The sequence below is a fragment of the Stenotrophomonas maltophilia group sp. LNF247 genome, assembly GCF_054083135.1.
Window position 1 is genome coordinate 1 of the sequence record NZ_JBSRQL010000017.1, and the last position, 23,647, is coordinate 23,647.

A 23,647-nucleotide genomic window follows, 5' to 3' on the forward strand; every position below is an offset into this window, starting at 1 on the left:
CGGCACTACCGTGACGATCGTCAGATGTCGCGGTACTGGATCTGCGAAGCCAGTACGCGCAGGCCATCGGCATTGCTGGACAGGATGCGCTCTTCGCTGACCCCTTTCTGCCGTTTCAGCTGGAAGCCCTGATCGGCAGGCAGCTGTGCGGCGATGGCGTCCATGCGTTGCAGGGCATCGGGGCCGCTGCAGTCGAAGTGACCCCAGTGGGCACCATCGCGGTGGATCTGCAATCGGTAGTTCATTGTGGTGTCTCCGGCAGGTCCTGCAGCCAATGGTCGAACATCGCGGTGGCGGCCGCAGCCAGTGGTGCGCCATAGCGACGCGCCTGCGCGCGAAGGTCGTTGGGATCGATGCCGGCCTGGGCCAGCTCCAGCGTGTGGCCGATCAGCCAACGCTCGAACTGGCGGGCGTCCAGTTCCGGATGGCATTGCAGGGCCAGTGCGTGGCTGCCGATGGCGAATGCCTGGTGACGGCAGGCCGGCGTGCTGGCCAGGCGGCGTGCACCGGCCGGAAGTTCGAACGCTTCACCATGCCAATGCAGTACCGGAATGCCCTGCAGGGACTGCAGCGGAGAACGCTGGCCTTCATCGGTCAGCAGCAGTGGCGCAAAGCCGATTTCCTTGCCACCACAGGGAGCGACACTGGCACCGAGTGCCCGCGCCATCAGCTGTGCACCCAGGCAGATGCCGAGGGTGGGCCGCTGCTGCTGCAGCCGGCGCTGCAGCAGGGCAATGCTGTCGTTGACGAAGGGATAGGTCCCTGTGTCATTGGCACTGATGGGACCGCCCAGCACGACCAGCAGATCGGCGGTTTCGGCGCCATCGAGCACATCGACGCCGGCCTGCAGCACGTGCAGCTGCCAGCCCTGCGCCAGCAGCAACGGTTTCAGGGTGCCAAGGTCTTCAAAGGCAACGTGTTGCAGGACAACCGCGTGCTTCATGCCGGTGCTCCGCTGTTCGGCCAGTAGAAACTGTCCGGGGTGGCACGGGCACCGAAGATGGCCTGGCCGACGCGGACCACGGTGGCACCTTCCTCGATGGCCACTTCGAAATCACCGGACATGCCCATCGACAGCTGCGACAGGTCGAGGCCGGGCGGGGCGGTGCGCTGCAGCTGGTCGCGCAGTTCGCGCAGGCGCACGAAGCAGGCGCGCACGCGCTCGACATCGGGGGTGAAGATGGCCAGGGTCATCAGGCCGCGCACGTGCAGGCGATCGAACGCTGGAAGCTGCTGCACAAAGGCCTCGACGGCAGCGGGTTCCAGGCCGTACTTGCTGGGTTCGGCGGAGGTGTTGACCTGCACGAACACATCCAGCGTGCGGTCTTCCAGCTGCAGGCGCTGCTGCAGTGCTTCGGCCACGCGCAGGCTGTCCAGCGCCTGGAACTCGCTGGCAAAGCGCGCCACGTAGCGCGCCTTGTTGGTCTGCAGATGGCCGATCACCGACCAGTGCACGCCCAGGTCGGCCATCGTTTCAGCCTTGCGTTGTGCCTCCTGCACCTTGTTCTCGCCCAGTTCGTGGCAGCCTGCGGCTACCGCCATGCGGATGCGGGCGTCATCGACGGTCTTGCTGACCGGCAGCAGGCGCACGCTGGCCGGGTCCCGGCCGACGCGGGCGCAGGCATCGGCGATGCGTTGGCGCACCTTGACCAGGTTGGCGGCGATCTGTTCAACGGACTGGGCGACGGGCCAGTCGGCGGCGGCAAGGGGCATGCGGGCACCTCCAATGCAGGGCGGCCAGGGTGGGATACACTGGCACAGGACAAGAGATATTTTGGCATAGGACAAAATGAAAATCACCGGGCACAGTGCCGAGTCGATCTTCGACAGCATCCGCGACGGCATCGGCAAGGGCCGCCTGCAGGCCGGCAGCGTGTTGCCGCCGGTGCGTGAACTGGCCGAGCAGCTGGGAGTGAACCGCAACACAGTGGCTGCTGCCTACAAGCGCCTGGATGCGGCGGGCCTGGCCAGCACGGCGGGCCGCCGCGGCACGGTGGTGCGTGGCCTGCCGCCGCCGCTGGCGCGTGAAGGCAGTACGCCCGGGCTGGCCCTGCAGGACCTGGCCGGTGGCAACCCGGATCCACGCCTGCTGCCGAACCTGCGCCTGGCCCCGGCCGCACCACGGCTGTATGGCGTGGGCACGGTCGAACCGAGGTTGGAGGCGCTGGCACGCGCCTCGCTGGATGCGGACTGCCCGGAGGGCTATGCGCTGGAACTGACCCATGGTGCGGTCGATGGCATCGAACGCCTGCTGTCGGCGTGGCTGCTGCCGGGGGATCGCATCGCGGTGGAGGATCCGTGCTTCCTCGGCAGCCTCAACGTGCTCAACGCGGTGGGTCACGCGCCGTTGCCGGTGGCGGTGGACGCGCATGGCATGCAGGTCGATTCGCTGCGGCAGGCACTGGAGGCCGGTGCACGCGCGGTGTTGCTGACCCCGCGGGCACACAACCCGACCGGGGCCAGCCTGGATGCGAAGCGGGCGCGGGCGTTGCGGCAGTTGTTGGCGGCCTACCCGCAGGTGGCGGTGTTGATCGACGATCACTACGCGCTGCTCTCGCAGCAGGCCTATCACTCGGTGCTGCCGCTGGATGGCCGGCGCTGGGCGCTGCTGCGTTCGTTGTCCAAACCGCTCGGCCCGGACCTGCGGCTGGCCTGGCTGGCCTGCGATGAAGAGACCGCGATGCGGCTGCGGCTGCGATTGGCGTCCGGCACCGGCTGGGTCAGTCACCTGCTGCAGGATGCGGCGACCTCGGTGCTGTCGTCGGCAACGCAGCGGGCGAAGATCGCTTCGGCAGGTGAGCGTTACCAGCAGCGCCTGCGCTCGCTGCAGGAGTTGCTGCATGCGCGTGGCCTGCCGACACCGTTGCCGATGGAAGGATTGAACCTGTGGCTGCCGTTGCAGGCCGACAGCCATCCGCAGGTGCTGGCCCTGGCTTCGCGCGGATGGCATGTGCGCGCGGGCGAAGTGTTCGCGGTGGCAGCGCCGGGGCATGGCCTGCGCATCACCTGCGCTGCGCTGGGGGCAACGCAGCTGCGGCAGCTGGCGGATGACCTGGCGGCGGTGTTCGCTCTGTAGCGTCGAGCCATGCTCGACGTTGCTTCGCCTTTGTAGAGCCGAGCCATGCTCGGCTGCTGTTGATAGAAGCAGTCGAGCATGGCTCGACTCTACACAAGCAGATCAGGGCGCGGCGTTGGCGCCCGGGCGCACGTAGTAGGACTGGCCACTGTCATCGACGAACATCAGCTCCGGCTTGCCCTGCCAGGAGGTGAGCATGGCGCCGGTGTTGTTCTGGTGCTTGACCATCAGGCTGGCGCCGCGGTCCGGGTTGGCGACGACCTTGAACACCTCGGTGGTGCCGGTGGCATCGTCAAGGGTGAGCAGGGCTTCGCCGCCGCGGTCGCTGGTGCCATAACCGCCGCGCTCGGAACCGTCGGGACCGAGCAGGATCAGGCCGGACAGCGCAGTGGCGCGCGGCCCCTGGCTGCGGCCCTGGCTGAGCGGATCGGGAACCGGTGCGCCGAGGATCACCCGCGGCTGGCCGCTTGCATCGTGGATGACCAGCCCGCGCGCCTCGATGATGCGCTGTGGTGATTGGCTGCGATGCAGGCTCCAGGCGGTCCAGCCGGAAACCAGCAGGGCGAGGGTCGAGACCACCAGGGTGGTCAGCAGCAGCGCACGGGGCATCGGGTCGTCCTTCCTTGGATGTGCCGACGATAGCGGATGCGGACCGGCTATGGCCAGTTCGTTGTGTGACGTTGTGTATCGTCAGTGGAAATCGCGGCTGTGGCTGCGCAGTCCCTGCAGCAGTTCATCCAGGCAGTGCATGCGCTGCACGATGACGTGCTGCACGCCATCGACGCGTTCCAGGCGACCATCGATCTGCATCAGCTGGGTATCGACCAGCACCCGGTGCTGGCGATCGGCCAGGTGCCGCCAGACCACGGCGTTGACCATGCCGGTCTCGTCCTCGAGGGTGAGGAAAGTCACCCCGCTGGCGGTCTGTGGCCGCTGGCGCATGCGCACCAGTCCGGCGATGCGCACACGGCGGCCGTGGCCGTGCCCGGCCAGCTGTGCGGCATCCAGGCAGCCACGGCTACGCAGCTGCGCGCGCAGGAACGAGATCGGGTGACGGCCGAGGGTGGTGCCCGTGCTGCGGTAGTCGGCCTGCATGTCCTCCCAGGCGCTGGGCAGTGGCAGGGGCACGCGGGCTTCGGCAGTGGCACGGGCCTGGTCGAACAGCGGCAGCCGGTTCTCTACGCCCGAGATATCCCAGCGTGCACGATGGCGATGGCCGCTGAGCCCGCGCAGTGCCCCGGCATCGGCCAGCAGGCCCTGCTGGCGGCGGTCCAGTGCGGTGCGCTGGCATAGGTCGCCGATGTCGTCGAACGGGCGCCGCGCGCGCTCGCGCATGATGGCCTGCACGGCACCTTCGTTGCAGCCGTCGATCAGGCGCAGGCCCAGGCGGATCGCCGCCGGCCCCCTGCTGAAGTCCAGCGTGCAGTCCCAGTCGCTGTGGCGTACGTCCACGGGAAGAACGGTAATGCCATGCCGCCGCGCGTCCTGCAGCAGCTGGTCGGGGCTGTAGAAACCCAGCGGCTGGCTGTTGATCAGGCTGGCAGTGAATGCGGCCGGGTGGTGGCACTTCAGCCAGCAGCTGTTATAGGTCAGCAGGGCGAAGCTGGCGGCGTGGCTTTCCGGGAAGCCGTAATCGCCGAAGCCCTTGATCTGCTCGAACAGGTGCTCGCCGTATTCGCGGCTGAAGCCGTTCTCCAGCATGCCGGCCAGCAGCTTCTCGCGATGCGGTTCCAGACCGCCACGGCGCTTCCACGCCGCCATCGAGCGGCGCAGGGCATCGGCCTGGCCCGGCGTGTAGCCGGCTGCTTCCACCGCCAGTTGCATCACCTGTTCCTGGAACAGCGGCACGCCCAGCGTGCGTGCGAACACGCGTTCCAGCTGCGGTGGGTAGAGCGGGTTGTCCGGGTCGTTCAACGCGTCCGGGCCTTGTTCGCGCAGGACCCGGCGCCGCTCCAGATAGGGGTGCACCATGTCGCCCTGGATCGGGCCAGGGCGCACGATCGCCACCTCGATCACCAGGTCATAGAACGTGCGTGGCTGCATGCGCGGCAGCATCGCCATCTGCGCGCGCGATTCGATCTGGAACACGCCGATGGTGTCAGCGGCGCAGATCATGTCGAAGGTCTTTGCATCCTTGGGCGGGATGGCGTCCATGCGCCCTTCGTGCAGGCCATGCTGTTTCAGCATCGCCAGGCACTTGCGGATGGCCGTAAGCATGCCCAATGCCAGGCAGTCGACCTTCATCAGGCCGGTGGCATCCAGATCGTCCTTGTCCCACTGGATGACGGTGCGATCGGCCATCGCCGCGTTCTCCACCGGCACCAGGGTCGACAGCGGATGCTCGGAGATGACGAAACCGCCCGGATGCTGCGACAGGTGGCGCGGGAAGTCGATCAGCTCGGCGGTCAGCGCCAGCAGGCGCCGCATCAACGGCGTGTCCGGATCGAAACCGCGCTCGCGCAGGGTTTCCGGCAATGGGATGTTGCCGCCCCAGTGGTCCATGGCCGCGCCCAGTTCGTTGACCTGGTCCATCGGCAGGCCCAGTGCGCGGGCCACGTCGCGGATCGCGCTGCGGCCACGGTAGCTGATCGCCACCGCGGTCAGTGCGGCGCGCTCGCGGCCGTAGCGCTTGAACACGTACTGCAGCACCTCCTCGCGACGCTCGTGCTCGAAGTCGATGTCGATATCCGGCGGCTCGTCGCGCTCGGCGGAAATGAAGCGCTCGAACAGCAGGTTGCTGCGTGCCGGGTCGATCTCGGTCACGCCCAGCACGAAGCACACCGCTGAGTTGGCCGCTGAGCCACGGCCCTGGCAGAGGATGTCCTGGCTGCGCGCAAAGCGCACGATGTCCTGCACGGTGAGGAAGTAGGAGGCGTAGTTCTTCTGCTTGATCAGCGCCAGTTCGTGCTCGATCTGCGTGCGTTGCTTCGCTTCGATGCCGCCTTTCCAGCGCCACCGGATGCCGCGCTCGACCAGCACGCGCAGCCAGCTGTCCGGATCGTGTCCTTCGGGCACCAGCTCACGCGGATAGGTGTACTGCAGCTGTTCCAGGGTGAAGTGGCAGCGTTCGGCGATGCGCAGGGTTTCAGCCAGCAGTTCGGGCGGATACAGCTGGGCCAGCGCGGTACGCGGGCGCAGGTGGCGCTCGCCATTGGGAAACAGGCGCCAGCCGGCCTCGGCCACGCTGCAGCGGTGGCGGATCGCGGTCAGTGTGTCCTGCAGGGCACGGCGGCGGCGCACGTGCATATGCACATCGCCACTGGCGACCAGGGGCAGGCGGTGGCGTTCGCCGAAGGCCCGCAGCTGCTGCAGGCGGCGTGCGTCATCGTGTTCACGGTGCAGTTCCACCGCCAGCCACAGCCGATCATCGAAGCCGGTGCGCAGCAACTCGAGATCGGTGGCGGATGGCTGCCGGTCCAGCCACAGGCACAACAAACCGTCGGGCAGGCCGAGCAGATCGTCGCGCAGGCAGCGGTACTCGCCCTTGGCAGCCCGCCGCCGACAGGTCGTGATCAACTGGCACAGCCCGGCATAGGCGGTCTGGTCGGTGCACAGCAGGGCCAGCTTCGGCCCGTCCTCGACCTGGAATTCGGCGCCGACGATCAGTGCCACGCCATGTGTCTTCGCTGCCTGCCAGGCGCGCACGATGCCGGCCAGCGAGCATTCGTCGGTGATCGCCAACGCGCGGTAGCCTTGGCCCGCGGCGCGCGCGAACAACTCTTCGGCGATCGAAGCACCGCGCTGGAAACTGAAGGCCGACAGGCAGTGCAGTTCGGCGTAGCCGGGCAGTTCGCTGTGCATGGCGGCTCAGCCGAACCAGCCGTGCAGCATCCACGGCGCATGTGGATTGTTGCGGTCACGGAAAGCCCAGCCGCGCTGGCCATGCGCGGTTTCCACCACGTAATAGTCGCGGCGCGCGTCGGCCTGGTCCCACCAGCCCGATTCGATCCGCTCCGGTCCGGTGACGATGCGCAGCCTCGGATCACGCAGCGGTTGCGGCGCATCCAGCAACCAGCCGGGGCGCAGTGGCCAGTACGACGGGGGCTTGGCCGGTGGCTGGGTGCCACTGGCGCGTTCGGGACGATGGTCGGCCTGCACTGCCAGCGGCTGCACGGCGTCATCGCCGAGCCGCGCGCGCAGGCGCTCACGTAGCTGGTTCCACGGCATCGCCTGCGCCGGACGGGTATCGAACAGGTCACGCGCGGCGGGTACGAACGGCGGCAGCTGTTCGGCCTGCAGTCGCAGTGCGCGGCTGCCGGCCGGCAGGGCGAACGCTTCCATGCGGTTGCGTGCGATCTCGAACAGCAGCGTGGGATCGCGCTCGGGCGCCAACAGGCCGATGGTCAGCACGCTGGCCGGCAACAGGTCATGCTCGAAATGCAGGTCGAAGCGCTGCACGCCGCCATCGCGCGAGCACAGGAAGGCGGCCAGGTCGAGCAGCAGGCGGCGCAGCGGGAACAGCAGGGCCTGGCTGGATTCGATCTCGTATTCGAATTCGATGCGCGCATCGAAACGGTCCGGTGGCTGGTAGTAGCGCAATGGCGCGGTGGGCAGCCCGCGCAATGCATCCAGCTGCTGCAGGACCTCGGGGGCGAAGCGCCGGGCCAGGCTGTCGCGCGGCAGCTTGAGCACCGCCCCCAGCGTGCGCAGGCCGGAACGGCCAAGCACGGTCACCGCCTCGCTGGGCAGGCCGCAACGTGCCAGGGGCAGCTGCGCCAGCGCCGCCGGCAGCTGCTGCGCATCAAGGCCGAGGCCATCGTGGACGTTGGCCAGCACGCGCGCGGCATGTGGGGTAGGCGCGGCCACCAGGCGGTGGCGGAAGCCGAGTTCGTGCAGTTCGTTGCGCAGGCGCTGCTGGATCGTCAGCCAGTCACCGAACAGGGCGCGGCTGGCACCGATTTCCAGCACCAGCGCATGCGGAAAATCGAGGCTGACCTGCGAGCTGTAGGCATAGGCCCAGCTGGCCAGCAGCTGCCGGGTGTGCTGTTCGGCACTCGGGTCGTAGTCGTGCAGCTGCATGTCCTGCACCAGTACCTGCGCAGCCGAAAGCAGCATGCCCGGGCGCAGCCCTGCTGCACGTGCCGACGGGCTGACCGCGCGCAGCACGCGACGCTGCGCCGGCCCCTGCAGCAGGACCAGCGGCCGCTGCGGATCCGGCTGCAGGCGCAGCACGCTGTCCAGCGCCAGCTGCGGCAACAACAGGCAGGCCCAGTGCATGGCGCGTCCTCAGTGGGCGATGGCCAGCGGCAACGGCTGCGCCGGCGGCAACCCGCCACGGCACTTCAGCACCCGCACCTGGCCGTGGTCGAGCTGCAGGCGCAGGCTGGCCGGGGAGGGATTGCGCGCGGCCTGCGCCTCGCGGAACACGAAGCCCAAGCACTGGCCGCTGTCGGCAGCCACCTGCAGCCGGCGCAGTGAACGGTCGTCGGCCTGGTGCGGCCAGCACAGTACCGCCGCGCAGGCCGCAGAGCGCAGGCACTGTTCGGCGGCCCACAGTGCCTGCTTCGGCGCGGCGTGGATGATCTGCAACTGGCCCAGGTCCAGCCCGGCGGCGGCCCAGGCCGGGGCATGCGGACGGTAGGGCGGAGCGACCAGGACGATCGGGCGGTCGCGCTGGCTCAGCCTGGCCAGTGCCGGCCATACCAGCGCCAGTTCGCCAACGCCGGGCGCCGCCTGCAGCACCTCGCACAGTCCGCTGGCCGGCCAGCCGCCGCCGGGCAGGCGTGCATCCAGTGCCGGATGGCCGCTGGCCAGATGGTCGCTGGCTGGGCCCTGGCGGGCCGGGCCGCGCCACAGCTGGCGCCCGTCCAGCAGCCGGTCGAGGGCAACGACCGCACCCATCAGCCGATCCTCCCGGGGAGGCGCCGGGTGGGCTGGAAACGGCAGGAACGGGCGGAAACGGCGGGCATGGCGCGAGTATCGACGGGCCGGTATCAGGGGCTGAGACCAGACATGCTACTCGCGTTGTAAGTAGAATTACTAATGAAATCCGAGGGCCGGGTTTCAGGTTGCTGAAGGGGGTAGGAGTGCCGGCCAAGGTCGGCACCCAAAGGATGCGGTTACGGGTGGACCGGCAACGCCACCGGGCGCAGGGGCGCGGCATCGCCACCGCGGATCTTCAGCGGGCCGCCGATGAAGGCGAATTCGTAGACCTTGTCGCGGGCCAGTTCGTCCAGCGCCACCAGCTCGATGATCGGCGCACCCTGCTGGGCCAGCAGGTAGGTGTGCAGCGGCACGTAGTCGTCGGACACCTCCGAGGGGAAGGTCTCGAAGCTGAGGTTGTCGGCACCGACGATCATCGCGCCGCTGTCCTCGACCAGGAAGCGTGCCGCATCCAGGCCCATGCCCGGCGGGTTGGCCATGTAGGCCCTGGGCTGTTCGAACAGGCGCATGCGGCCGGTGCGGATCAGCACCACGTCGCCCTGCTGCAGTTTCACCTTCTGGCGTGCCAGCGCATCCTTCAGGTCCTGGCGGGTGACGCGATAGCTGTCCGGCAGCATGTCCACGCCCTTGGCGGCGGCCACGTCGATCAGCACGCCACGCGCGATCAGCGGCGGGAACTTCTCGATGCCGGTGACATTCCAGCCACGATCGCCGAGATGCTTGTCGGCCTCGAAGCCGTTCCAGATCTTCCCGTGGATGCCGAAGTGGTTCAGCGCATCGATGTGGGTGCCGGTGTGGCTGTACATCGAGAACGCGGTGCCGGTGTAGCTGCGGGTGAGGTTCATGGTCTCGCCCACGCCCATCGGGTCGTCCATCACCGTGCCGCGCGGGGTGTGGGTCATCCAGAACTGGTAGTGCGGGTCGCCGGCATCCTGCCAGCTGGGCATGCCGACGTAGTACTCGGTGGCCAGGTCATAGGCCTTGCCGCCGCTGACCCGCGACAGGATCGCCGCACGCGAGGCCTCGGTGATCAGGTTGAGGCGGCCGATCTCGTCCTTCGGCCCCCAGGGGCTGGTGCCGACCTGCTGGCCGGAGGGGACGCGTTCGTGCGCGGATACGGTGGTGGAAGCTGCGGTGCCGGCCAGCAGCAGGGCCAGCGCGGTGGCCAGGGTACGTGGGGTCATGGGGAGTCTCCTTGCAGGGTGGGGGGGCGCGGCTCAGGCCGCGACCAGGTGCGCCAGGGCCTGGCGCAGGTGTGGCAGCGGCAGGGTCTGCAGGCGCAGGCCGTTGCCGCCGATCACGGTGGGAATGGAGCGGATGCCGAGGGTCGCGGCTTCGGCACGGTCGGCCTGCACGCGCCGGGCTACTGCGTCGCTGCGCATGTGGTCAGCGAAGGCGCCACGCGGGTGGCCCAGCGCTTCGGCGATATCCAGCAGGACTTCGGCGTCGCCGATGTTGCGGTGCTGGTGCAGGTGCGCCCATTGCACGGCATCAAACATCGCGCCATGGGCGTCGTTGCCACCGAGCATGCCGGCAGCCTGGCAGGCTAGTGCGCCGAGCCAGCCGGACGGATACTCGAAGTCCTGTGCGCGCATGCCCTCGATATCGATGCGCGCGGTGTCTTCATGCGCGGCGCAGTCGGTCCAGTGGCGCAGGATGATCGCCTTGGCGCGCTCCATCGAGCCGAACACTTCGACCATCTGCGCGCGCGAGTCCTGCAGCACGAAGCTGCGGTGGCGTACCTGGATGCCGAGTTCGGCGCAGGCCTGCTGCAGGCGCGGGGCCAGCACGAAGCACCAGCCGCAGACCACGTCGTGGAAGAAATCGACCACCGGCGCGGCGGTGGCGGGGGAAGGAACGGAAGACATCTGCCTGCCATCGGTGAGAGGGGAGGCGGCAGAGTAGGCAGCGCGGCGTGGCCGAAACAGCACGCCGCGGGCAGCTCAGTTTTCGCTGGCGGTTACGAATCCAGGCCAGCGCAGCCGGGCAGCTCGGCGTGCAGGAAATCGATGAAGGCACGCACCTTGGGTTGCAGATGGCGCGACGTGGGATAGACCGCATGCACGAAGCGTGGCGGATAGCGGTGGTCGGGCAGCACCTGCTGCAGTTCGCCACGGGCCAGTGCGGGTGCCGCCAGGAACGAGGGCAGGGCGCCGATGCCCATGCCGGCCACCAGCAGGTCGCGCAGCAGCAGGCTGTTGTTGACGGTGACGCGCGCTGGCAGGGTGATCGTCACCTGGCCATCAGGGCCGAGCAACGGCCAGCTGCCGGGGGAGTCGGACAGGCTGTAGGCCAGCACGCTGTGCGCCTGCAGATCGTTCACCGCCTGCGGTGCCGGATGCTGCCGCAGGTAGGACGGGGCCGCGCACAGCACCTGCTGCAGCGACGCCAGCCGGCGCGCCACCAGGCGTGAATCATCCAGCTCGGCACGCAGCCGCAGCGACACATCGAAACCTTCGCCGACCGCGTCGAGCAGGCGGTCTTCCATCACCAGGTCCAGCGACAGCTGCGGATGCTGCTGCAGGAAGCGGGGCAGCAGCGGCGACAGCGTGCTCAGCGCGAACGACTGCGGTGCATTGACACGCAGGCGCCCGGCCACCTCGCCACGCTGTTCGGCGATGCCACGTTCCAATGCGTCCAGTTCGTCGAGCAGGCGGCAGCATTCGCGGTAATAGGCGTGGCCGGTCTCGGTCAGGCTCATGCGCCGCGTGGTCCGCTGCAGCAGTACCACGCCCAGATGCGCTTCCAGCGTGCGCAGCTGTTTGCTGAGCCCGGCCGGCGACATGCCCAGGTCTTCGGCGGCACGAGCGAGCCCGCCGCGTTCGACGATGCGACGGAAGGCACGCATCAGGTTGAAGGAATCCATGCCGGCCCCGGGCGCGATGAGGGCGCCATTGTAGATCCACGCCATGCGTGGATGTGGGAAGCGTGGTGCCCGCAGAGTTGCGCCGTTTGTTCAAGCCAGCAATCCACACGCCACGCCAGCATGCAGGCCCCTCACTTTCCGGGTTGCCCATGAAGCACTGGATGCTCCGCCTGTATGCCCCGCTGTTCCTGCTTGGATTCGTCGCCACTGCCGTCGTCTGGATCGGCCACTGCCACGGTGACCCGCTGTGGCTGCTGGCCTTGCTGGCGGCCGCCATTGCGGTTTCGTTCGCCGCCGAGCGCGCGTGGCCGTATGACCCCGCGTTCAATCACGACCACGGCGACAGCCTGCGTGACGCCCTGCATGCACTGGTCAATGAAAGCCTGAACCTGCTGTCGATCGCGGCGGTGCCGCTGCTGGCGGCAATCATTCCATGGCAGGCCTGGCCTCTGCAGTGGCCATTCGCGCTACAGGCGCTGCTGGCCATCGTCTGCGCTGATCTCGGTATCACCCTGGTGCACTACGCCAGCCATCGCATCGGCTGGTTGTGGCGGCTGCATGCGGTGCACCACAGCGTCACCCGCATGTACGGCTTCAACGGGCTGATGAAACACCCGCTGCACCAGGCGGCCGAAGCGGTGGGTGGCGTACTGCCGCTGCTGCTGTTGGGCCTGCCGATGCCGGTGGCTGCGGTGCTGGCCTTCGCCATTGCCATCCAGCTGCTGCTGCAGCACTCCAACGTGGACATGCGTCCCGGCGTGCTGGGCCGGGTGATGGCATGGGCGCCGCTGCACCGCTTCCACCACATGCGTTACGGCACCGCCGGCGACGTCAACTTCGGCCTGTTCCTGACCGCATGGGATCACCTGTTGGGGACCGCCTTCGATGCACCGGGCTATCGGCTGCAGCAACGCGACCTCGGCATCGGCAGCCAACCGGACTATCCGCGCGATTATCCGGGGCAGCTGCTGGCGCCGTTCCGCGAACTGCCGCATGGCGAGGTGCCGGAGTTGCCGGAAGGCCTGCGCAGGCGCGAATGATTGAACATGTCAGGCCGCGTGCAGCTGCAGGCCCTGCAGCTGCGCGGCACCGATGCCGAACATGCGGCGCAGGCTGCGCGAGAGATGGGCCAGATCGGCGAATCCAGCGGCATGCGCACTGTCGGTCAGGTTGTGACCGCTCAGATGATGCGTGAGCGCAGTGCGTAGCCGTTGCCACAGCACCCAGCCGCGCAAGGTCACTGCCAGCTCGGACTGGAAGCGCCGGTGCAGCTGGCTGGTCGATAGGTGCGCCGCTTTGGCGATGTCGGCAGCCGGCACCGGGCCAGGCAGGTGCTGGGCGATACGGGCCAGTGCCGCCTGCACGCGGCGGTCCAGCGGTTGCGGGCGGCTCAGCCGTGGCAGCCAGTCGTGCAGCGCCAGCGCGTTACCCGGCAGCGCATGCAGGTGCCGCTGGATCTGTTCGGGATCGGCATGCGCCGGCTCAAGGAACACCGTACAGCCCGCTTCCGGCGCTGACAGGATCGCGTGCGGCTGGAACGAAGGCAGCCATAGCCGTTGGCCCTGCTGCTGCACGCCATCGATCTCGATGTGCCAGGACGTACCGTCGCTCAACAGCAGTTGATGGGCGTAGTGCGCATGCGAAGCGCTGTCACCGGCATGACCGTGCAGTACGGCGGCGTGCGCATCCAGCAGCAACGTGCCGTTCCAGGGCAGGGCGGGGGAAGACATGACGGGATTGTAGATCCACGCCATGCGTGGATGAATCTCCATCGGAATCGAGTAATTCGACAATGAAACGAAGAGCATCCACGCATGGCGTGGATCTACTGCAGATTGCGACGAATTGTCGAAGGCGGCGTGGGTCCGGTTGCGGAGGGCGTGAGCGCCATGGGCCCGAGGCATGCCTCGGGCGGGTTGGGCAGGACGCCCAACCCAGGTCTTGCCGTGTGCGCAGGACAGCGCACACGAGCAAGCGGCGATCGAGCTTACATGGACGTACTTGCAGCGCCCCCCGCAACCGGACCCACCCCGCCATCGCACAGGAAGCCCGCTTTTGCTTCGGCTGTTGCTTCTGAGGTTGCCGGCCAGCGGCCGGCACTACCGCGGGGGCCGGGCGCAGCCCGGCCGTGCGCACCCTCACCGGCCGTGCGGGTCGGGCCGGTGATGCACGTACTCGACCACCGTGCCATCGGGATGCACCGCGTTGAACGCCGCCCCGGTCGGTACCACCTGCAACGGGAAGATGATCTCGGCGCCAGCCGCGACCAGTTTGTCGTGATAGGGCCGAACGTCATCGACCAGCAGTGTCCCCGTGGTCGAAGTGAACGGGGCCAGCGCCGCCTGGCTGCCTTCGATCAGCAGGAATGCACCGACCATCGCCAGGCGTAGGCCGGCATCGGGAAACGGGAAGCCCGCATCGGCCACCACACCCTGCAACTGCTCGTAGAACGCCACGCTGCGCTCCAGTTCGCCAGGGGCAACGAATACCCGGATCAGCACGCGTGGGCTGCGCTGGGTGGAGGTATCACAGCGGTCGCGCCAGAGATGGTCGAAGTCGCGGTGTATGTTCATGGGCGGGGTCCAGGGCCGGTGACACCTCATTATCGGCAGCCCCACGCGGCCTGCTGATGACCGCCGGTGATGGCCTGATAACCGCTGGCCGGGTTGCCTCTGTGACTTAGGTCCTGTTGACAGGTGTGAACGCCCTCGCACAATCTTCACAGGATTGGGTCGCCCTGCGCGGCCCGGGCAGGCAGGTTGTCACGCCGGGAGGAGGGTCCCGCGCGCAGACCGGCCCGCCCTTCGGCCTGCGGGACGTTGCCCGGCAACCCCTGCGCGGCATGAACGCTGCACCCTTCGGCGGCACTTTCCCTGGACCGATTGCCTTGGCAACGGAATTACGCCTGCCGATGAAAACGTTTACAAAACCGCTTGCACTGTCTCTGGCCCTGTCTGCCGCACTGGCCGCTCCGGCCTGGGCCGACCCCGCCGCGTTCACTGTGCTGACCCTGGAACAGGCGCCCAACGCCGAGGCGATGCCGGCCCTGGCGGCGCAACTGAAGAGCCTGAAGGTGGACGCGGTGAGCGTGCGCCAGGTGCAGCGCGGCATCGGCCAGGTCGATCCGCTGCAGGTGCTGGCCGACGGCCTGGGCTATGAATACCGCTTCGTTGCCGCCGGCAAGGACGACGGCCAGACCCAGCGCGGCCAGGCCGTGCTGACCCGGCTGCCGATCGCCGCCGAATCCGGCCCCGACCAGCCAGGCCTGAACTACCTGCGCTTGGACGATGGCCGCCATACCGTGGCGGTCTATACCGATGCCGGTGCAGGTGCGGCGCAGCTGCCGGCGCTGGTCACCCGTTCGCGGTTGGGCGCCCCGGCGGTGCTGCTCGGCGCAGTGGCCGGTGAATCGGCCAAGGCCGCAGGCTTCGATCCGGCGCGTGTGGCGCTGGAAGCCGATGCCAGCTATTTCAGCGACGGCTTCCAGGCCGCCAGCAGCGCACCGTTCAAGATGGAGGGCAGCACCCTGCGCGCCACCCTGCTGACACTGGCCTATGCCGCCGACAAGCACGGCGAAAAGCCATGGATGGACACCGCCCTCAACGCCGATGCGCGCGCTGCGCTGCTGCTGAAGGCGATGACCGAGGATGAGAAGTTCCAGATGCTGCACAGCTACTTCGGGCTGGGCAAAGACGGTGGCCCGCTGCCGGAAGGTGCGGTCGGTTCGGCCGGCTTCGTGCCGGGCGTACCGCGGCTGGGCATCCCGTCGCAGCAGTCGGCCGATGCCGGTGTCGGCGTGACCAATCCGGGCGGCATCCGCCCGGGCGATTTCGCCACCGCAATGCCGTCCGGCCCATCCACCGCCTCCAGCTGGAACCGCGAAGTCGCCTTCGCCGGCGGCGCGACCATGGGCCGCGAGGCATGGCAGCAGCGCTTCAACATCCTGCTGTCGGGCAGCGTCAACCTGCAGCGCGACCCACGCAACGGCCGCAACTTCGAATATGCCGGTGAGGATCCGCTGCTGGCCGGCTCGATGGTTGGCGCGCTGATCCAGGGCGTGCAGAGCCAGCACGTGATCTCCTCGATGAAGCACTTCGCGCTGAACGACATGGAGACCCGGCGCAACTTCCACGACGTGCGCATCGGCGAACAGGCCATGCACGAGTCGGACCTGCTGGCCTTCGAGATCGCGCTCGAAGCCGGCCGCCCGGGCGTGGCGATGTGCTCGTACAACAAGATCAATGGTACCTACGGCTGCGAGAACGGCTACCTGATGAACCAGGTGCTGAAGCAGGAATGGAAGTTCCCCGGCTTCGTGATGTCCGACTGGGGCGGCGTGCACAGCGGCTCGAAGGCGGCGCTGGCCGGCCTGGACCAGCAGTCGGCCGGTGAAGTGTTCGACGCGGCGGTGTTCTTCGATGAGCCGCTGCGCCTGGCCGTGCATGGCGGCGTGGTGCCGCAGGCGCGCCTGAATGACATGGTCGCGCGCATCCTGCGCACGATGTTCCTGCATGGCAACTTCGACAACCCGCCGCAGCACCAGAAGGTGGATGCCGAGGCCGGCTTCGCCGTCGCCCAGCGCACGGTGGAAGAGGGCAGCGTGCTGCTGCGCAATGAAGGCAACCTGCTGCCGCTGGCCGACACGGTGAAGCGCATCGTCATCATTGGCGGCCATGCCGACAAGGGCGTGATCGGTGGCGGTGGTTCGTCGATGGTGGGCGTGACCGCCAAGGGCACCAATGCGGTGCCGGGCGTGCTGCCGACCACCTGGCCGGGCCCGGTGATCTTCCACCCGTCCTCGCCGCTGGAATCGCTGCGCGCAGCGCGTCCGGACGCGACCATCGAGTACGTGGACGGCACCAACGTCGCCGCCGCGGCCAAGGCGGCCGCGCAGGCGGATGTGGCCATCGTGTTCGCCACCCAGTGGGCCGCCGAATCGGTGGATCTGCCGGACATGCAGCTGCCGGACAACCAGGACGCGCTGATCTCGGCGGTGGCCAAGGCCAACCCGAAGACCGTGCTGGTGCTGGAAACCAATGGCCCGGTGCGCACGCCATGGCTGGCGCAGGTGCCGGCGATGCTGCAGGCCTGGTACCCGGGCATCCGCGGTGGCGAAGGCATTGCCGCGCTGTTGACCGGCCAGGTCAATCCGTCCGGCCGCCTGCCGGTGACCTGGGTGATGGACGAATCGCAGCTGCCGCGCCCGCACATCGACGGCCTCGGCTTCAAGCCGGCCAAGCCGTTCGGTGATGTGTTCGATTTCGATATCGAAGGTGCCAACGTCGGTTACAAGTGGATGGCGGCCAAGGGCCTGAAGCCCACCTTCGCGTTCGGTCATGGCCTGTCCTACACCTCGTTCGCCTATGAAAACCTCAAGGTGAGTGTGGAAGGCTCGCGCCTGGTCGCCAGCGTGGACATTCGCAACACCGGCAAGCGCGCCGGTGCCGACGTGGCCCAGCTGTACCTGAAGCTGCCGGCCGGCAGCACCACGCCGATCCGCCTGATCGGCTATGACAAGGTGACCCTGCAGCCGGGCGAACAGCGCCGCATCCGCATCGAAGCCGAGCCGAAGACGCTGGCGCACTACGATGCGCAGGCCCGCCAGTGGAAGATCGACGGCGGCACCTACCAGGTGCAGCTGTCGCGCAATGCGGCCGAGCCGCTGCAGAGCGTGGACGTGCAGCTGGTGGAGCAGGTGCTGCGCTGATACTGCGGGTTGTTGATGCTTGAAGGAACGGCCCCGAAAGGGGCCGTTTCTGTTTGTGGGGTGCCGCTGCGCTCGCCGGGCCATGCCCGGCGGACGATGGAACAGCAGGCGCCGGGGCGGATAGTCATGTCGCTTCTGCCACTGGAGGTCAATTGCCGGTCAGCCAATACTGGAAGGCTGGCGCAGGAGGGCCAGCGAATGATCGCGAGCGCATGGGAATTCAAACGGTTGTGTGAAAACGAGTCGGATACCTCGTTCGCTTTGCGGCACGCTGACGATCAGACGTGGCGCGATATCCTGTCGACCTATCCGGAGCTGGCGCGTTGCGTTGCCGGAAACAAAACGATTCCCCTAGCCATCATCGAGCAGTTGGCTGCCAGCGATGACGTAGATGTCCGCTGGAAAATTGCGAGCAAGCGCCGGCTGGATCCAGCATTGATGTCACGCCTTGCAAGGGATTCCGATGCAAGCGTCCGTCACCGAATCGCCTGCAATCCAAAGGTATCCAGGGAGGTCCTGGAGCTGCTAACGGGTGACCCTGACGAGATGGTGGCGGCGTCAGCCCAGCGAAGGCTGCAGCAGGTGTGATCTCGAGCCGAGCAGCACGGAGTGCACTCACTCGGTCAACTCAGTATCAGTGCCAATTCAAGCGAGTGCTACGAGGATCGAACAATGAACAAGATCTTTGAGGAACACGTTTCAGACGCTCAGGCGAGCATGGTTCGACTCGCGCTCGATTATGCCGGTGCGACGGCTGACGAAGTATTCATCTTCGTTGCGAGTGAAGATGGGATTTCAATGTTTGATTTCTTCTACAGACTCAACGGTTCTGTGGTGGAGAAGGAACAGCTGAATGACGTCCGAAAATCTGGAGGTGGGATGTATGACTCGTTGAATGAGAGCTTGGCTTGGGTGCTTGATGCTGGGCTGGATGAAATAGATGCGCTTGAAGAAAAGTGCAATGAGTTCGGCGCTGAGATGCCTACTGAGATCCGCATTCACTACGTTGTGGGGAGCAATGAGATGCGGGCGAAAATGTCGTATGAACCAAAGTTCTCACACAGTGACGATCTGACACCGGGGAGTTTGTTCGATAGCTGGGTTGGCGATGTTCGTGGAGGCTCGTACCCTCTGTAACTTCACTGCGGCCTGGCGATTGGCCGCAGGAGGCTACCCGCGCCCGCTTTCAGACCACCCACGCAGGAAATCGATCAGCTGCCGCACCTTCGGCGAGGGCTGCGTGCTGTGCGGGTAGACCGCGTACACGCTCTGCTGCGGGAAGCGGTGCTGGCGCAGCACCGGGCGCAGCCGGTCCTGGGCCAGGTCGTCCTCGATCAGCCAGCGTGGCAGAACGGTGACCCCGGCGCCGGCCAGGGCGAACGCGCGCAGGCTGCTGGCACCATCCACGCGTACCACCGCGTTGCCCGGGTTGGTGGCAAACAGGGCGCCGCTGCCATCAGGCGCGATCACCGGCACGTCGGCCAGGCGCGGGTAACCGAGGCGGGGCAGGGCGCCCAGCTGCACGGGGTCGTCGGCAGCATCGGCAGAGGGCAGGCGTGCCAGTAGGGACGGAGCCGCCACGGGGCACAGTGGATGGCGTTCCAGTTCGCTGGCGTGCAGGCCCGAATCCGGCAGGCGGCCAAGACGGATTGCCAGGTCGAACCGCTCGGGAATCAGGTCGGCCGGTGCCGGTGAGGTCGACAGGTGCAGCTGCAGGGCCGGGTGCCGCGCACGAAACGCCTCCAACGCAGCAATCAAGCGTAGCTGGGCGTACTCCGGCGTGGTGGTCAGGCGTAGCACACCCTGCAGCTGGTGCTGGTCGCGGCGCGCGGCATCGATGGCTGCCTGTGCGGCATCCAGTGCCTGCACGCAGTGTTGCAGGAACTGTTCGCCGGCCTCGGTCAGGGCCAGGTGGCGGGTACTGCGCAACAGCAGGGTCACGCCCAGCTCCTGCTCCAGCCGCTTCAGGTTGAAGCTGACCACCGCGCGGCTGAGGCCGAGGCGATCAGCCGCAGCGGTCAGGCTGCCGGCCTCGACCACGGCGCGGAAGATATCGAAGCGATCGAGGCTGACCATGGCAATTCATTGTCAAAGTGGATTTGACAGTGTTGCAGTTGCTGTCGTGTTTTTCCAACAAGGCCCGCACGGCATGCTGGCCGCTTCCCTGTTGGAGCGCCGCCGATGCCGTCTCCCCGCCTGCGCCATGAGGCGATCTTCCTGCTGGTGTTCGCTCTGGATCTGGTCAACATGTTCATCGCCACGGTGGCCTATCCGGTATTGGCAGCGGAGCTGCACGCCGATATCAGCACCCTGGCCTGGGTGGGCACCGCCTACATGCTGGGCCTGAGCGTGGTGATCCCGCTGGCGCCCTGGCTGGCCGCGCGCTGTGGTGAGCGTCGCCTGCTGCTGGTGGCGTTGCTGCTGTTCGCGGTTGCCGCTGCGCTGGCCGGCGCAGCAGCGGGTATTGGCTGGCTGCTGGGCTGGCGCCTGCTGCAGGGCCTGGCCGGTGGCCTGCTGATTCCGGTGGCACAGGCGGCAGCGTACCGGCAGTGCACGCCCGACCAGCGTGGCGCGCTGACCCGCCGCATCCTGCTGGTTGCGCTGCTGGTACCAGCACTGGCGCCCGCGCTCGGTGGGCTGCTGGTGCAGTGGTTGTCCTGGCGCGGCGTGCTCTGGGCCAGCCTGCCGCTGGAGGTGGTGGCGATTGGACTGGTGCTGGCGTGGATGCCAGCCGATGGCGCGCGCAGTGCGCCGCGCCTGCAGGCCTATGCGCTGTCCACCGCGATGCTGGCGCTGGGCGCGCTGCTGCTGGCGTTGACCTGGCTGGGTGAACCCGGCCATCGGGCCGCCGGTGCCGTACTGCTGTTGATCGCAATGCTGTTGGCGGCGGCCCACCTGCGGTATGCACGGCAGCAGGCGCAGCCCCTGCTGCGCTGGTCGCTGCTGTCCCATCGGGGCCTGCGCCTGGCGATGGTGGTCTATCTGGCAGTGCCCGGTGTGTTCATCGGCAGCCAGCTGGTCAGTACCCTGCAGCTGCACCAGGCCGGTTACAGCGCGGCACGCATCGGCGCGTTGATGCTGCCCTGGGCGCTGGCCTCGGCCGTGGCGATTACTGCCAGCAAACGCCTGCTGGCCCGTTTCGGCCCGGCCACGGTACTACGCGTGGGCATGCTGCTTCAGGCCAGCGGCCTGCTGTTGATGGCGCTGCTGCCACAGCCGGCCTTTACCTTGGCTGCGTTGTTGTTCTCACTGATGGGCGCCGGTGGCAGCCTGTGCAGCAGCACCGCGCAGACGTTGGCTTTCCACGGCGTGGAGGGTGAAGCGCTGGGCGATGCCAGTGCCCTTTGGAACCTCAACCGTCAGCTCAGTTTCTGCCTGGGTACTGCCGCCATTGCGCTGTTGCTGGCGCTGGCCATGCAGTGGCTGCCAGCACGCGCCACCAGCGTGGCTCTGGGTCTGGCCGCCGCAATGACGCTGTTGCCGATGGCGTTGCTGCGTCGGCCGCAGAGGATCACCCTTTCGCAACCGGAGAACACTTGATGGCTACGACCGCAGAACATGAAATCCACCACCTGCACGACAAGCTGCAGGCCTGGTTCCGTGCCGATGTCGGCGCCGATGCGCTGGACGATCTGATGGCGCACTTCTGTGCAGACTTCAGCATGGTCGGCATCGCGGGGCGTAGGCTGGACCGTAATGCCGTGCAGGCGCTGTTCGCGGGTGGCCATGGCGCGCGGCCGGGGCTGCAGATTTCCATCGAAGCCGTGCAGGCGGTGGATGCGATATCACCGCTGGCGGTGCTGCGCTATCGCGAAGGTCATTCGATCGACGGTGGCGCACCCGCATGGCGGGAGTCGCTGGCGGTACTGAGGCAAGAACAGGGGCGCTGGTGCTGGCTGGCGCTGCATGAGGTAACGGCAGATTGATCGGTGGTGCCGGCCGCTGGCCGGCAACCGTCGTAACGCGCCGCAGGATCATGAAGTTGCCGGCCAGCGGCCGGCACTACCTGTCGTCGGCAAACGTAGCGGCACATGTGCCATCAGTCCTACCCGCATCCACCGCAGAATGCAAAGCCTGCACACACTTCACGGCCCGGGGCAGGAGTAGGCTTGAGGCTTTCCTGCCGGGAGGGGTTGTCCATGCGTGTGCGTGCCGTCGCTGTAGCCATTGCCCTTTGCCTGTCCAGCACCGTGCTGGCCGCCGATACCCCGCCGATGACCCCGGACATCAGCGGCAGGCCCTTCGTTGCCCCTGATGTCGGTCGTGACTACGACAAGCGCGTGGTGATGGTGCCGATGCGTGACGGCACCAAGCTGTATACGGTGATCGTGGTGCCCAAGGGCGCCCGCAACGCGCCGATCCTGCTGACCCGCACACCTTACGATGCCGCTGGCCGCGCCAGCCGCAGTGATTCGCCACGCATGCGCGATCTGCTGCCGCAGGGCGACGAGGTGTTCGTCGACGGCGGTTACATCCGCGTGTTCCAGGACATCCGCGGCAAGTACGGCTCCGAAGGCGATTACGTGATGACCCGGCCGCTGCGCGGGCCGTTGAACAACACCAAGGTGGACCACTCCACCGATGCTTGGGACACCATCGACTGGCTGGTGAAGAACGTACCGGAGAGCAATGGCAAGGTCGGCATGCTCGGCTCGTCGTACGAGGGCTTCACCGTGGTGATGGCGCTGACCGACCCGCATCCGGCACTGAAGGTGGCTGCGCCGCAGAGCCCGATGGTCGATGGCTGGATGGGCGACGACTGGCTCAACTACGGTGCGTTCCGCCAGGTCAACTTCAACTATTTCGCGATGCAGACCGAGAAGCGCGGCAAGGGCACGCCGCTGCCCAGCCTCGGCTACGACGACTACAGCACCTTCCTGCGCATCGGTTCGGCCGGCGACTACGCGCGCTTCACCGGTGTGGACCAGCTGACCTGGTGGAAGAAGCTGGTCGAGCATCCGGCCTACGACGGCTTCTGGCAGGGCCAGGCGCTGGACGCGGTGATGGCAAAGACACCGCTGAAGGTGCCGACCATGTGGCTGCAGGGCCTGTGGGACCAGGAGGACATGTGGGGTGCCAACCACGCCTACCAGGCAATGGAAGGGCGCGACAGCGGCAACAACCGCAATTACCTGGTGATGGGGCCGTGGCGGCACAGCCAGGTGAACTACAGCGGCAGCGAACTGGGCGCGCTGAAGTTCGATGGCGATACCGCGCTGCAGTTCCGCCGTGATGTACTCAAGCCGTTCTTCGACCAGTACCTGGTGGACGGTGCGCCGAAGGCGGACACACCGCCGGTGCTGATCTACAACACCGGTGAGAACCACTGGGATCGCCTGAAGGGTTGGCCGCGCAGCTGCGACAAGGGCTGTGCCGCCAGCAGCAAGCCGCTGTTCCTGCGCGCCGGCGGCAAGCTGGCGTTCCAGGCACCGGCGGCGGGCGAGGGCGACTTCGAGGAATACGTGTCCGACCCGGCCAAGCCGGTGCCGTTCGTGCCGCGCCCGGTCCGCTTCGGTGACCGCGACATGTGGACCACCTGGCTGGTCAAGGACCAGCGCTTTGTCGATGGTCGTCCGGATGTGCTGACCTTCATCACCGAACCGCTGACCGCGCCGTTGCGCATCGGCGGCGCGCCGGTGGTGCACCTGCAGGCCTCGACCAGCGGCACCGACAGCGACTGGGTGGTGAAGTTGATCGATGTGTATCCGGACCAGGAAGCGTCCACGCCGGAGATGGGGGGCTATGAGTTGCCGGTGTCGCTGGCGATCTTCCGTGGCCGCTACCGCGAGAGCTTCAGCGATCCGAAGCCGCTGGCCGCCAACCAGGTGCTGCCGTATCGCTTCGATCTGCCCAACGCCAACCACACGTTCCAGAAGGGCCACCGGGTGATGGTGCAGGTGCAGTCCAGCCTGTTCCCGTTGTACGACCGCAACCCGCAGACCTACGTGCCGAACATCTACCTGGCCAAGCCGGGCGATTACCAGAAGGCCACGCAGCGCGTGTGGCACAGCGCCGCGCAGGCCAGCTACATCGATCTGCCGGTGTATTGAGGCGGAGAGGATGACGCCGGGCATAGCCCGGCAGCACGTGGTAGTGCCGGCCGTTGGCCGGCATT

General features: G+C 67.4%; 21 protein-coding genes. 8 read left to right on the top strand and 13 right to left on the bottom strand.

Features of this window, described 5'->3' with window-relative positions; translation table 11 throughout:
* Positions 1-20: 20 nt before the first annotated feature.
* Genes ACTXG9_RS15600 through ACTXG9_RS15610 form a run of 3 tightly spaced genes read right to left on the bottom strand, consistent with a single transcriptional unit; the run spans position 21 to position 1,713 of the window.
* A complete protein-coding gene (locus tag ACTXG9_RS15600; protein ID WP_010485009.1) occupies positions 21-245 on the bottom strand; it encodes a hypothetical protein in 225 nt (74 codons plus the stop codon).
* Positions 242-943 carry a glutamine amidotransferase gene (locus tag ACTXG9_RS15605; protein ID WP_111099236.1) on the bottom strand — a complete coding sequence of 234 codons (702 nt, stop codon included), beginning with the start codon at positions 941-943 and terminating at the stop codon, positions 242-244. Before ACTXG9_RS15605 ends, ACTXG9_RS15600 begins: the two co-directional genes overlap by 4 nt.
* Positions 940-1,713, bottom strand: coding sequence for a YggS family pyridoxal phosphate-dependent enzyme (locus tag ACTXG9_RS15610; RefSeq protein ID WP_111099235.1), 774 nt, complete (start codon positions 1,711-1,713; stop codon positions 940-942). The genes ACTXG9_RS15605 and ACTXG9_RS15610 overlap by 4 nt, the downstream gene beginning before the upstream one ends.
* Positions 1,714-1,789: 76 nt before the next feature.
* On the opposite strand from ACTXG9_RS15610, the gene ptsJ reads away from it, so the two are divergent.
* The gene (gene ptsJ, locus ACTXG9_RS15615; protein ID WP_111099234.1) at positions 1,790-3,076 is read left to right on the top strand and encodes a MocR-like B6 salvage transcription factor PtsJ; all 1,287 of its coding nucleotides are present in this window, start codon (positions 1,790-1,792) and stop codon (positions 3,074-3,076) included.
* A gap of 102 nt (positions 3,077-3,178) precedes the next feature.
* On the opposite strand, the gene ACTXG9_RS15620 is transcribed toward ptsJ, so the two are convergent.
* From ACTXG9_RS15620 to ACTXG9_RS15650, 7 genes are all read right to left on the bottom strand, one after another.
* Complete coding sequence (locus ACTXG9_RS15620; protein WP_021204499.1) at positions 3,179-3,685, bottom strand: hypothetical protein; 507 nt, start codon at positions 3,683-3,685, stop codon at positions 3,179-3,181.
* An 81-nt stretch (positions 3,686-3,766) separates the two neighbouring features.
* Positions 3,767-6,877, bottom strand: a complete 3,111-nt coding sequence (locus ACTXG9_RS15625) for an error-prone DNA polymerase (protein ID WP_188250206.1) — start codon at positions 6,875-6,877, stop codon at positions 3,767-3,769.
* A gap of 6 nt (positions 6,878-6,883) precedes the next feature.
* Positions 6,884-8,293 carry a Y-family DNA polymerase gene (locus tag ACTXG9_RS15630; RefSeq protein ID WP_019660230.1) on the bottom strand — a complete coding sequence of 470 codons (1,410 nt, stop codon included), beginning with the start codon at positions 8,291-8,293 and terminating at the stop codon, positions 6,884-6,886.
* Positions 8,294-8,302: 9 nt separating this feature from the next.
* Positions 8,303-8,917, bottom strand: coding sequence for a translesion DNA synthesis-associated protein ImuA (imuA, locus tag ACTXG9_RS15635; RefSeq protein WP_019660229.1), 615 nt, complete (start codon positions 8,915-8,917; stop codon positions 8,303-8,305).
* A gap of 218 nt (positions 8,918-9,135) precedes the next feature.
* Positions 9,136-10,143: a cyclase family protein gene (locus tag ACTXG9_RS15640; RefSeq protein ID WP_111099231.1), complete on the bottom strand. Its 1,008-nt coding sequence runs from the start codon at positions 10,141-10,143 to the stop codon at positions 9,136-9,138.
* A gap of 33 nt (positions 10,144-10,176) precedes the next feature.
* Entirely contained in the window at positions 10,177-10,827 is a 651-nt protein-coding gene (locus ACTXG9_RS15645) for a DsbA family oxidoreductase (RefSeq protein ID WP_111099230.1), read from the bottom strand.
* Positions 10,828-10,919: 92 nt separating this feature from the next.
* Positions 10,920-11,870: a LysR family transcriptional regulator gene (locus tag ACTXG9_RS15650; protein ID WP_021204494.1), complete on the bottom strand. Its 951-nt coding sequence runs from the start codon at positions 11,868-11,870 to the stop codon at positions 10,920-10,922.
* Between the two features lie 116 nt (positions 11,871-11,986).
* Between ACTXG9_RS15650 and ACTXG9_RS15655 the strand changes: the two genes are divergently transcribed.
* Positions 11,987-12,865: a sterol desaturase family protein gene (locus ACTXG9_RS15655; protein WP_227844431.1), complete on the top strand. Its 879-nt coding sequence runs from the start codon at positions 11,987-11,989 to the stop codon at positions 12,863-12,865.
* A gap of 9 nt (positions 12,866-12,874) precedes the next feature.
* On the opposite strand, the gene ACTXG9_RS15660 is transcribed toward ACTXG9_RS15655, so the two are convergent.
* Both ACTXG9_RS15660 and ACTXG9_RS15665 read right to left on the bottom strand, forming a co-directional pair.
* Complete coding sequence (locus ACTXG9_RS15660; RefSeq protein WP_019660224.1) at positions 12,875-13,579, bottom strand: AraC family transcriptional regulator; 705 nt, start codon at positions 13,577-13,579, stop codon at positions 12,875-12,877.
* Positions 13,580-13,963: 384 nt separating this feature from the next.
* Positions 13,964-14,398: a VOC family protein gene (locus ACTXG9_RS15665; RefSeq protein WP_111099228.1), complete on the bottom strand. Its 435-nt coding sequence runs from the start codon at positions 14,396-14,398 to the stop codon at positions 13,964-13,966.
* A 338-nt stretch (positions 14,399-14,736) separates the two neighbouring features.
* On the opposite strand from ACTXG9_RS15665, the gene ACTXG9_RS15670 reads away from it, so the two are divergent.
* The 3 genes from ACTXG9_RS15670 (at position 14,737) to ACTXG9_RS15680 (ending at position 18,669) form a co-directional block, all read left to right on the top strand.
* On the top strand, positions 14,737-17,532 hold the full coding sequence (locus ACTXG9_RS15670; RefSeq protein WP_111099227.1) for a glycoside hydrolase family 3 C-terminal domain-containing protein: 2,796 nt from the start codon (positions 14,737-14,739) through the stop codon (positions 17,530-17,532).
* A gap of 9 nt (positions 17,533-17,541) precedes the next feature.
* Entirely contained in the window at positions 17,542-18,120 is a 579-nt protein-coding gene (locus ACTXG9_RS15675; protein WP_134955606.1) for a hypothetical protein, read from the top strand.
* A gap of 84 nt (positions 18,121-18,204) precedes the next feature.
* Complete coding sequence (locus tag ACTXG9_RS15680) at positions 18,205-18,669, top strand: hypothetical protein (RefSeq protein WP_005417053.1); 465 nt, start codon at positions 18,205-18,207, stop codon at positions 18,667-18,669.
* Positions 18,670-18,702: 33 nt separating this feature from the next.
* Here the strand turns inward: ACTXG9_RS15680 and ACTXG9_RS15685 are convergent, their stop codons facing one another.
* The gene (locus ACTXG9_RS15685; protein ID WP_111099226.1) at positions 18,703-19,608 is read right to left on the bottom strand and encodes a LysR family transcriptional regulator; all 906 of its coding nucleotides are present in this window, start codon (positions 19,606-19,608) and stop codon (positions 18,703-18,705) included.
* Between the two features lie 105 nt (positions 19,609-19,713).
* On the opposite strand from ACTXG9_RS15685, the gene ACTXG9_RS15690 reads away from it, so the two are divergent.
* The 3 genes from ACTXG9_RS15690 (at position 19,714) to ACTXG9_RS15700 (ending at position 23,582) form a co-directional block, all read left to right on the top strand.
* Positions 19,714-21,072 carry an MFS transporter gene (locus tag ACTXG9_RS15690; protein WP_111099225.1) on the top strand — a complete coding sequence of 453 codons (1,359 nt, stop codon included), beginning with the start codon at positions 19,714-19,716 and terminating at the stop codon, positions 21,070-21,072.
* Positions 21,072-21,458, top strand: coding sequence for a DUF4440 domain-containing protein (locus ACTXG9_RS15695; RefSeq protein WP_111099224.1), 387 nt, complete (start codon positions 21,072-21,074; stop codon positions 21,456-21,458). Before ACTXG9_RS15690 ends, ACTXG9_RS15695 begins: the two co-directional genes overlap by 1 nt.
* Positions 21,459-21,671: 213 nt before the next feature.
* Positions 21,672-23,582: a CocE/NonD family hydrolase gene (locus ACTXG9_RS15700; protein ID WP_111099223.1), complete on the top strand. Its 1,911-nt coding sequence runs from the start codon at positions 21,672-21,674 to the stop codon at positions 23,580-23,582.
* The last annotated feature ends 65 nt before the right edge of the window (positions 23,583-23,647 follow it).

Bases quoted from the DNA above. Each gene is read 5' to 3' on its own strand.
- ACTXG9_RS15685 (WP_111099226.1), bottom strand. From the start codon at position 19,608: ATGGTCAGCCTCGATCGCTTCGATATCTTCCGCGCCGTGGTCGAGGCC.
- ACTXG9_RS15640 (WP_111099231.1), bottom strand. From the start codon at position 10,143: ATGACCCCACGTACCCTGGCCACCGCGCTGGCCCTGCTGCTGGCCGGC.
- ACTXG9_RS15655 (WP_227844431.1), top strand. From the start codon at position 11,987: ATGCTCCGCCTGTATGCCCCGCTGTTCCTGCTTGGATTCGTCGCCACT.
- ACTXG9_RS15645 (WP_111099230.1), bottom strand. From the start codon at position 10,827: ATGTCTTCCGTTCCTTCCCCCGCCACCGCCGCGCCGGTGGTCGATTTC.
- ACTXG9_RS15610 (WP_111099235.1), bottom strand. From the start codon at position 1,713: ATGCCCCTTGCCGCCGCCGACTGGCCCGTCGCCCAGTCCGTTGAACAG.
- ACTXG9_RS15630 (WP_019660230.1), bottom strand. From the start codon at position 8,293: ATGCACTGGGCCTGCCTGTTGTTGCCGCAGCTGGCGCTGGACAGCGTG.
- imuA (WP_019660229.1), bottom strand. From the start codon at position 8,917: ATGGGTGCGGTCGTTGCCCTCGACCGGCTGCTGGACGGGCGCCAGCTG.
- ACTXG9_RS15660 (WP_019660224.1), bottom strand. From the start codon at position 13,579: ATGGCGTGGATCTACAATCCCGTCATGTCTTCCCCCGCCCTGCCCTGG.
- ACTXG9_RS15680 (WP_005417053.1), top strand. From the start codon at position 18,205: ATGAACAAGATCTTTGAGGAACACGTTTCAGACGCTCAGGCGAGCATG.
- ptsJ (WP_111099234.1), top strand. From the start codon at position 1,790: ATGAAAATCACCGGGCACAGTGCCGAGTCGATCTTCGACAGCATCCGC.
- ACTXG9_RS15690 (WP_111099225.1), top strand. From the start codon at position 19,714: ATGCCGTCTCCCCGCCTGCGCCATGAGGCGATCTTCCTGCTGGTGTTC.
- ACTXG9_RS15620 (WP_021204499.1), bottom strand. From the start codon at position 3,685: ATGCCCCGTGCGCTGCTGCTGACCACCCTGGTGGTCTCGACCCTCGCC.
- ACTXG9_RS15605 (WP_111099236.1), bottom strand. From the start codon at position 943: ATGAAGCACGCGGTTGTCCTGCAACACGTTGCCTTTGAAGACCTTGGC.
- ACTXG9_RS15600 (WP_010485009.1), bottom strand. From the start codon at position 245: ATGAACTACCGATTGCAGATCCACCGCGATGGTGCCCACTGGGGTCAC.
- ACTXG9_RS15670 (WP_111099227.1), top strand. From the start codon at position 14,737: ATGAAAACGTTTACAAAACCGCTTGCACTGTCTCTGGCCCTGTCTGCC.
- ACTXG9_RS15700 (WP_111099223.1), top strand. From the start codon at position 21,672: ATGCGTGTGCGTGCCGTCGCTGTAGCCATTGCCCTTTGCCTGTCCAGC.
- ACTXG9_RS15650 (WP_021204494.1), bottom strand. From the start codon at position 11,870: ATGGCGTGGATCTACAATGGCGCCCTCATCGCGCCCGGGGCCGGCATG.
- ACTXG9_RS15665 (WP_111099228.1), bottom strand. From the start codon at position 14,398: ATGAACATACACCGCGACTTCGACCATCTCTGGCGCGACCGCTGTGAT.
- ACTXG9_RS15625 (WP_188250206.1), bottom strand. From the start codon at position 6,877: ATGCACAGCGAACTGCCCGGCTACGCCGAACTGCACTGCCTGTCGGCC.
- ACTXG9_RS15695 (WP_111099224.1), top strand. From the start codon at position 21,072: ATGGCTACGACCGCAGAACATGAAATCCACCACCTGCACGACAAGCTG.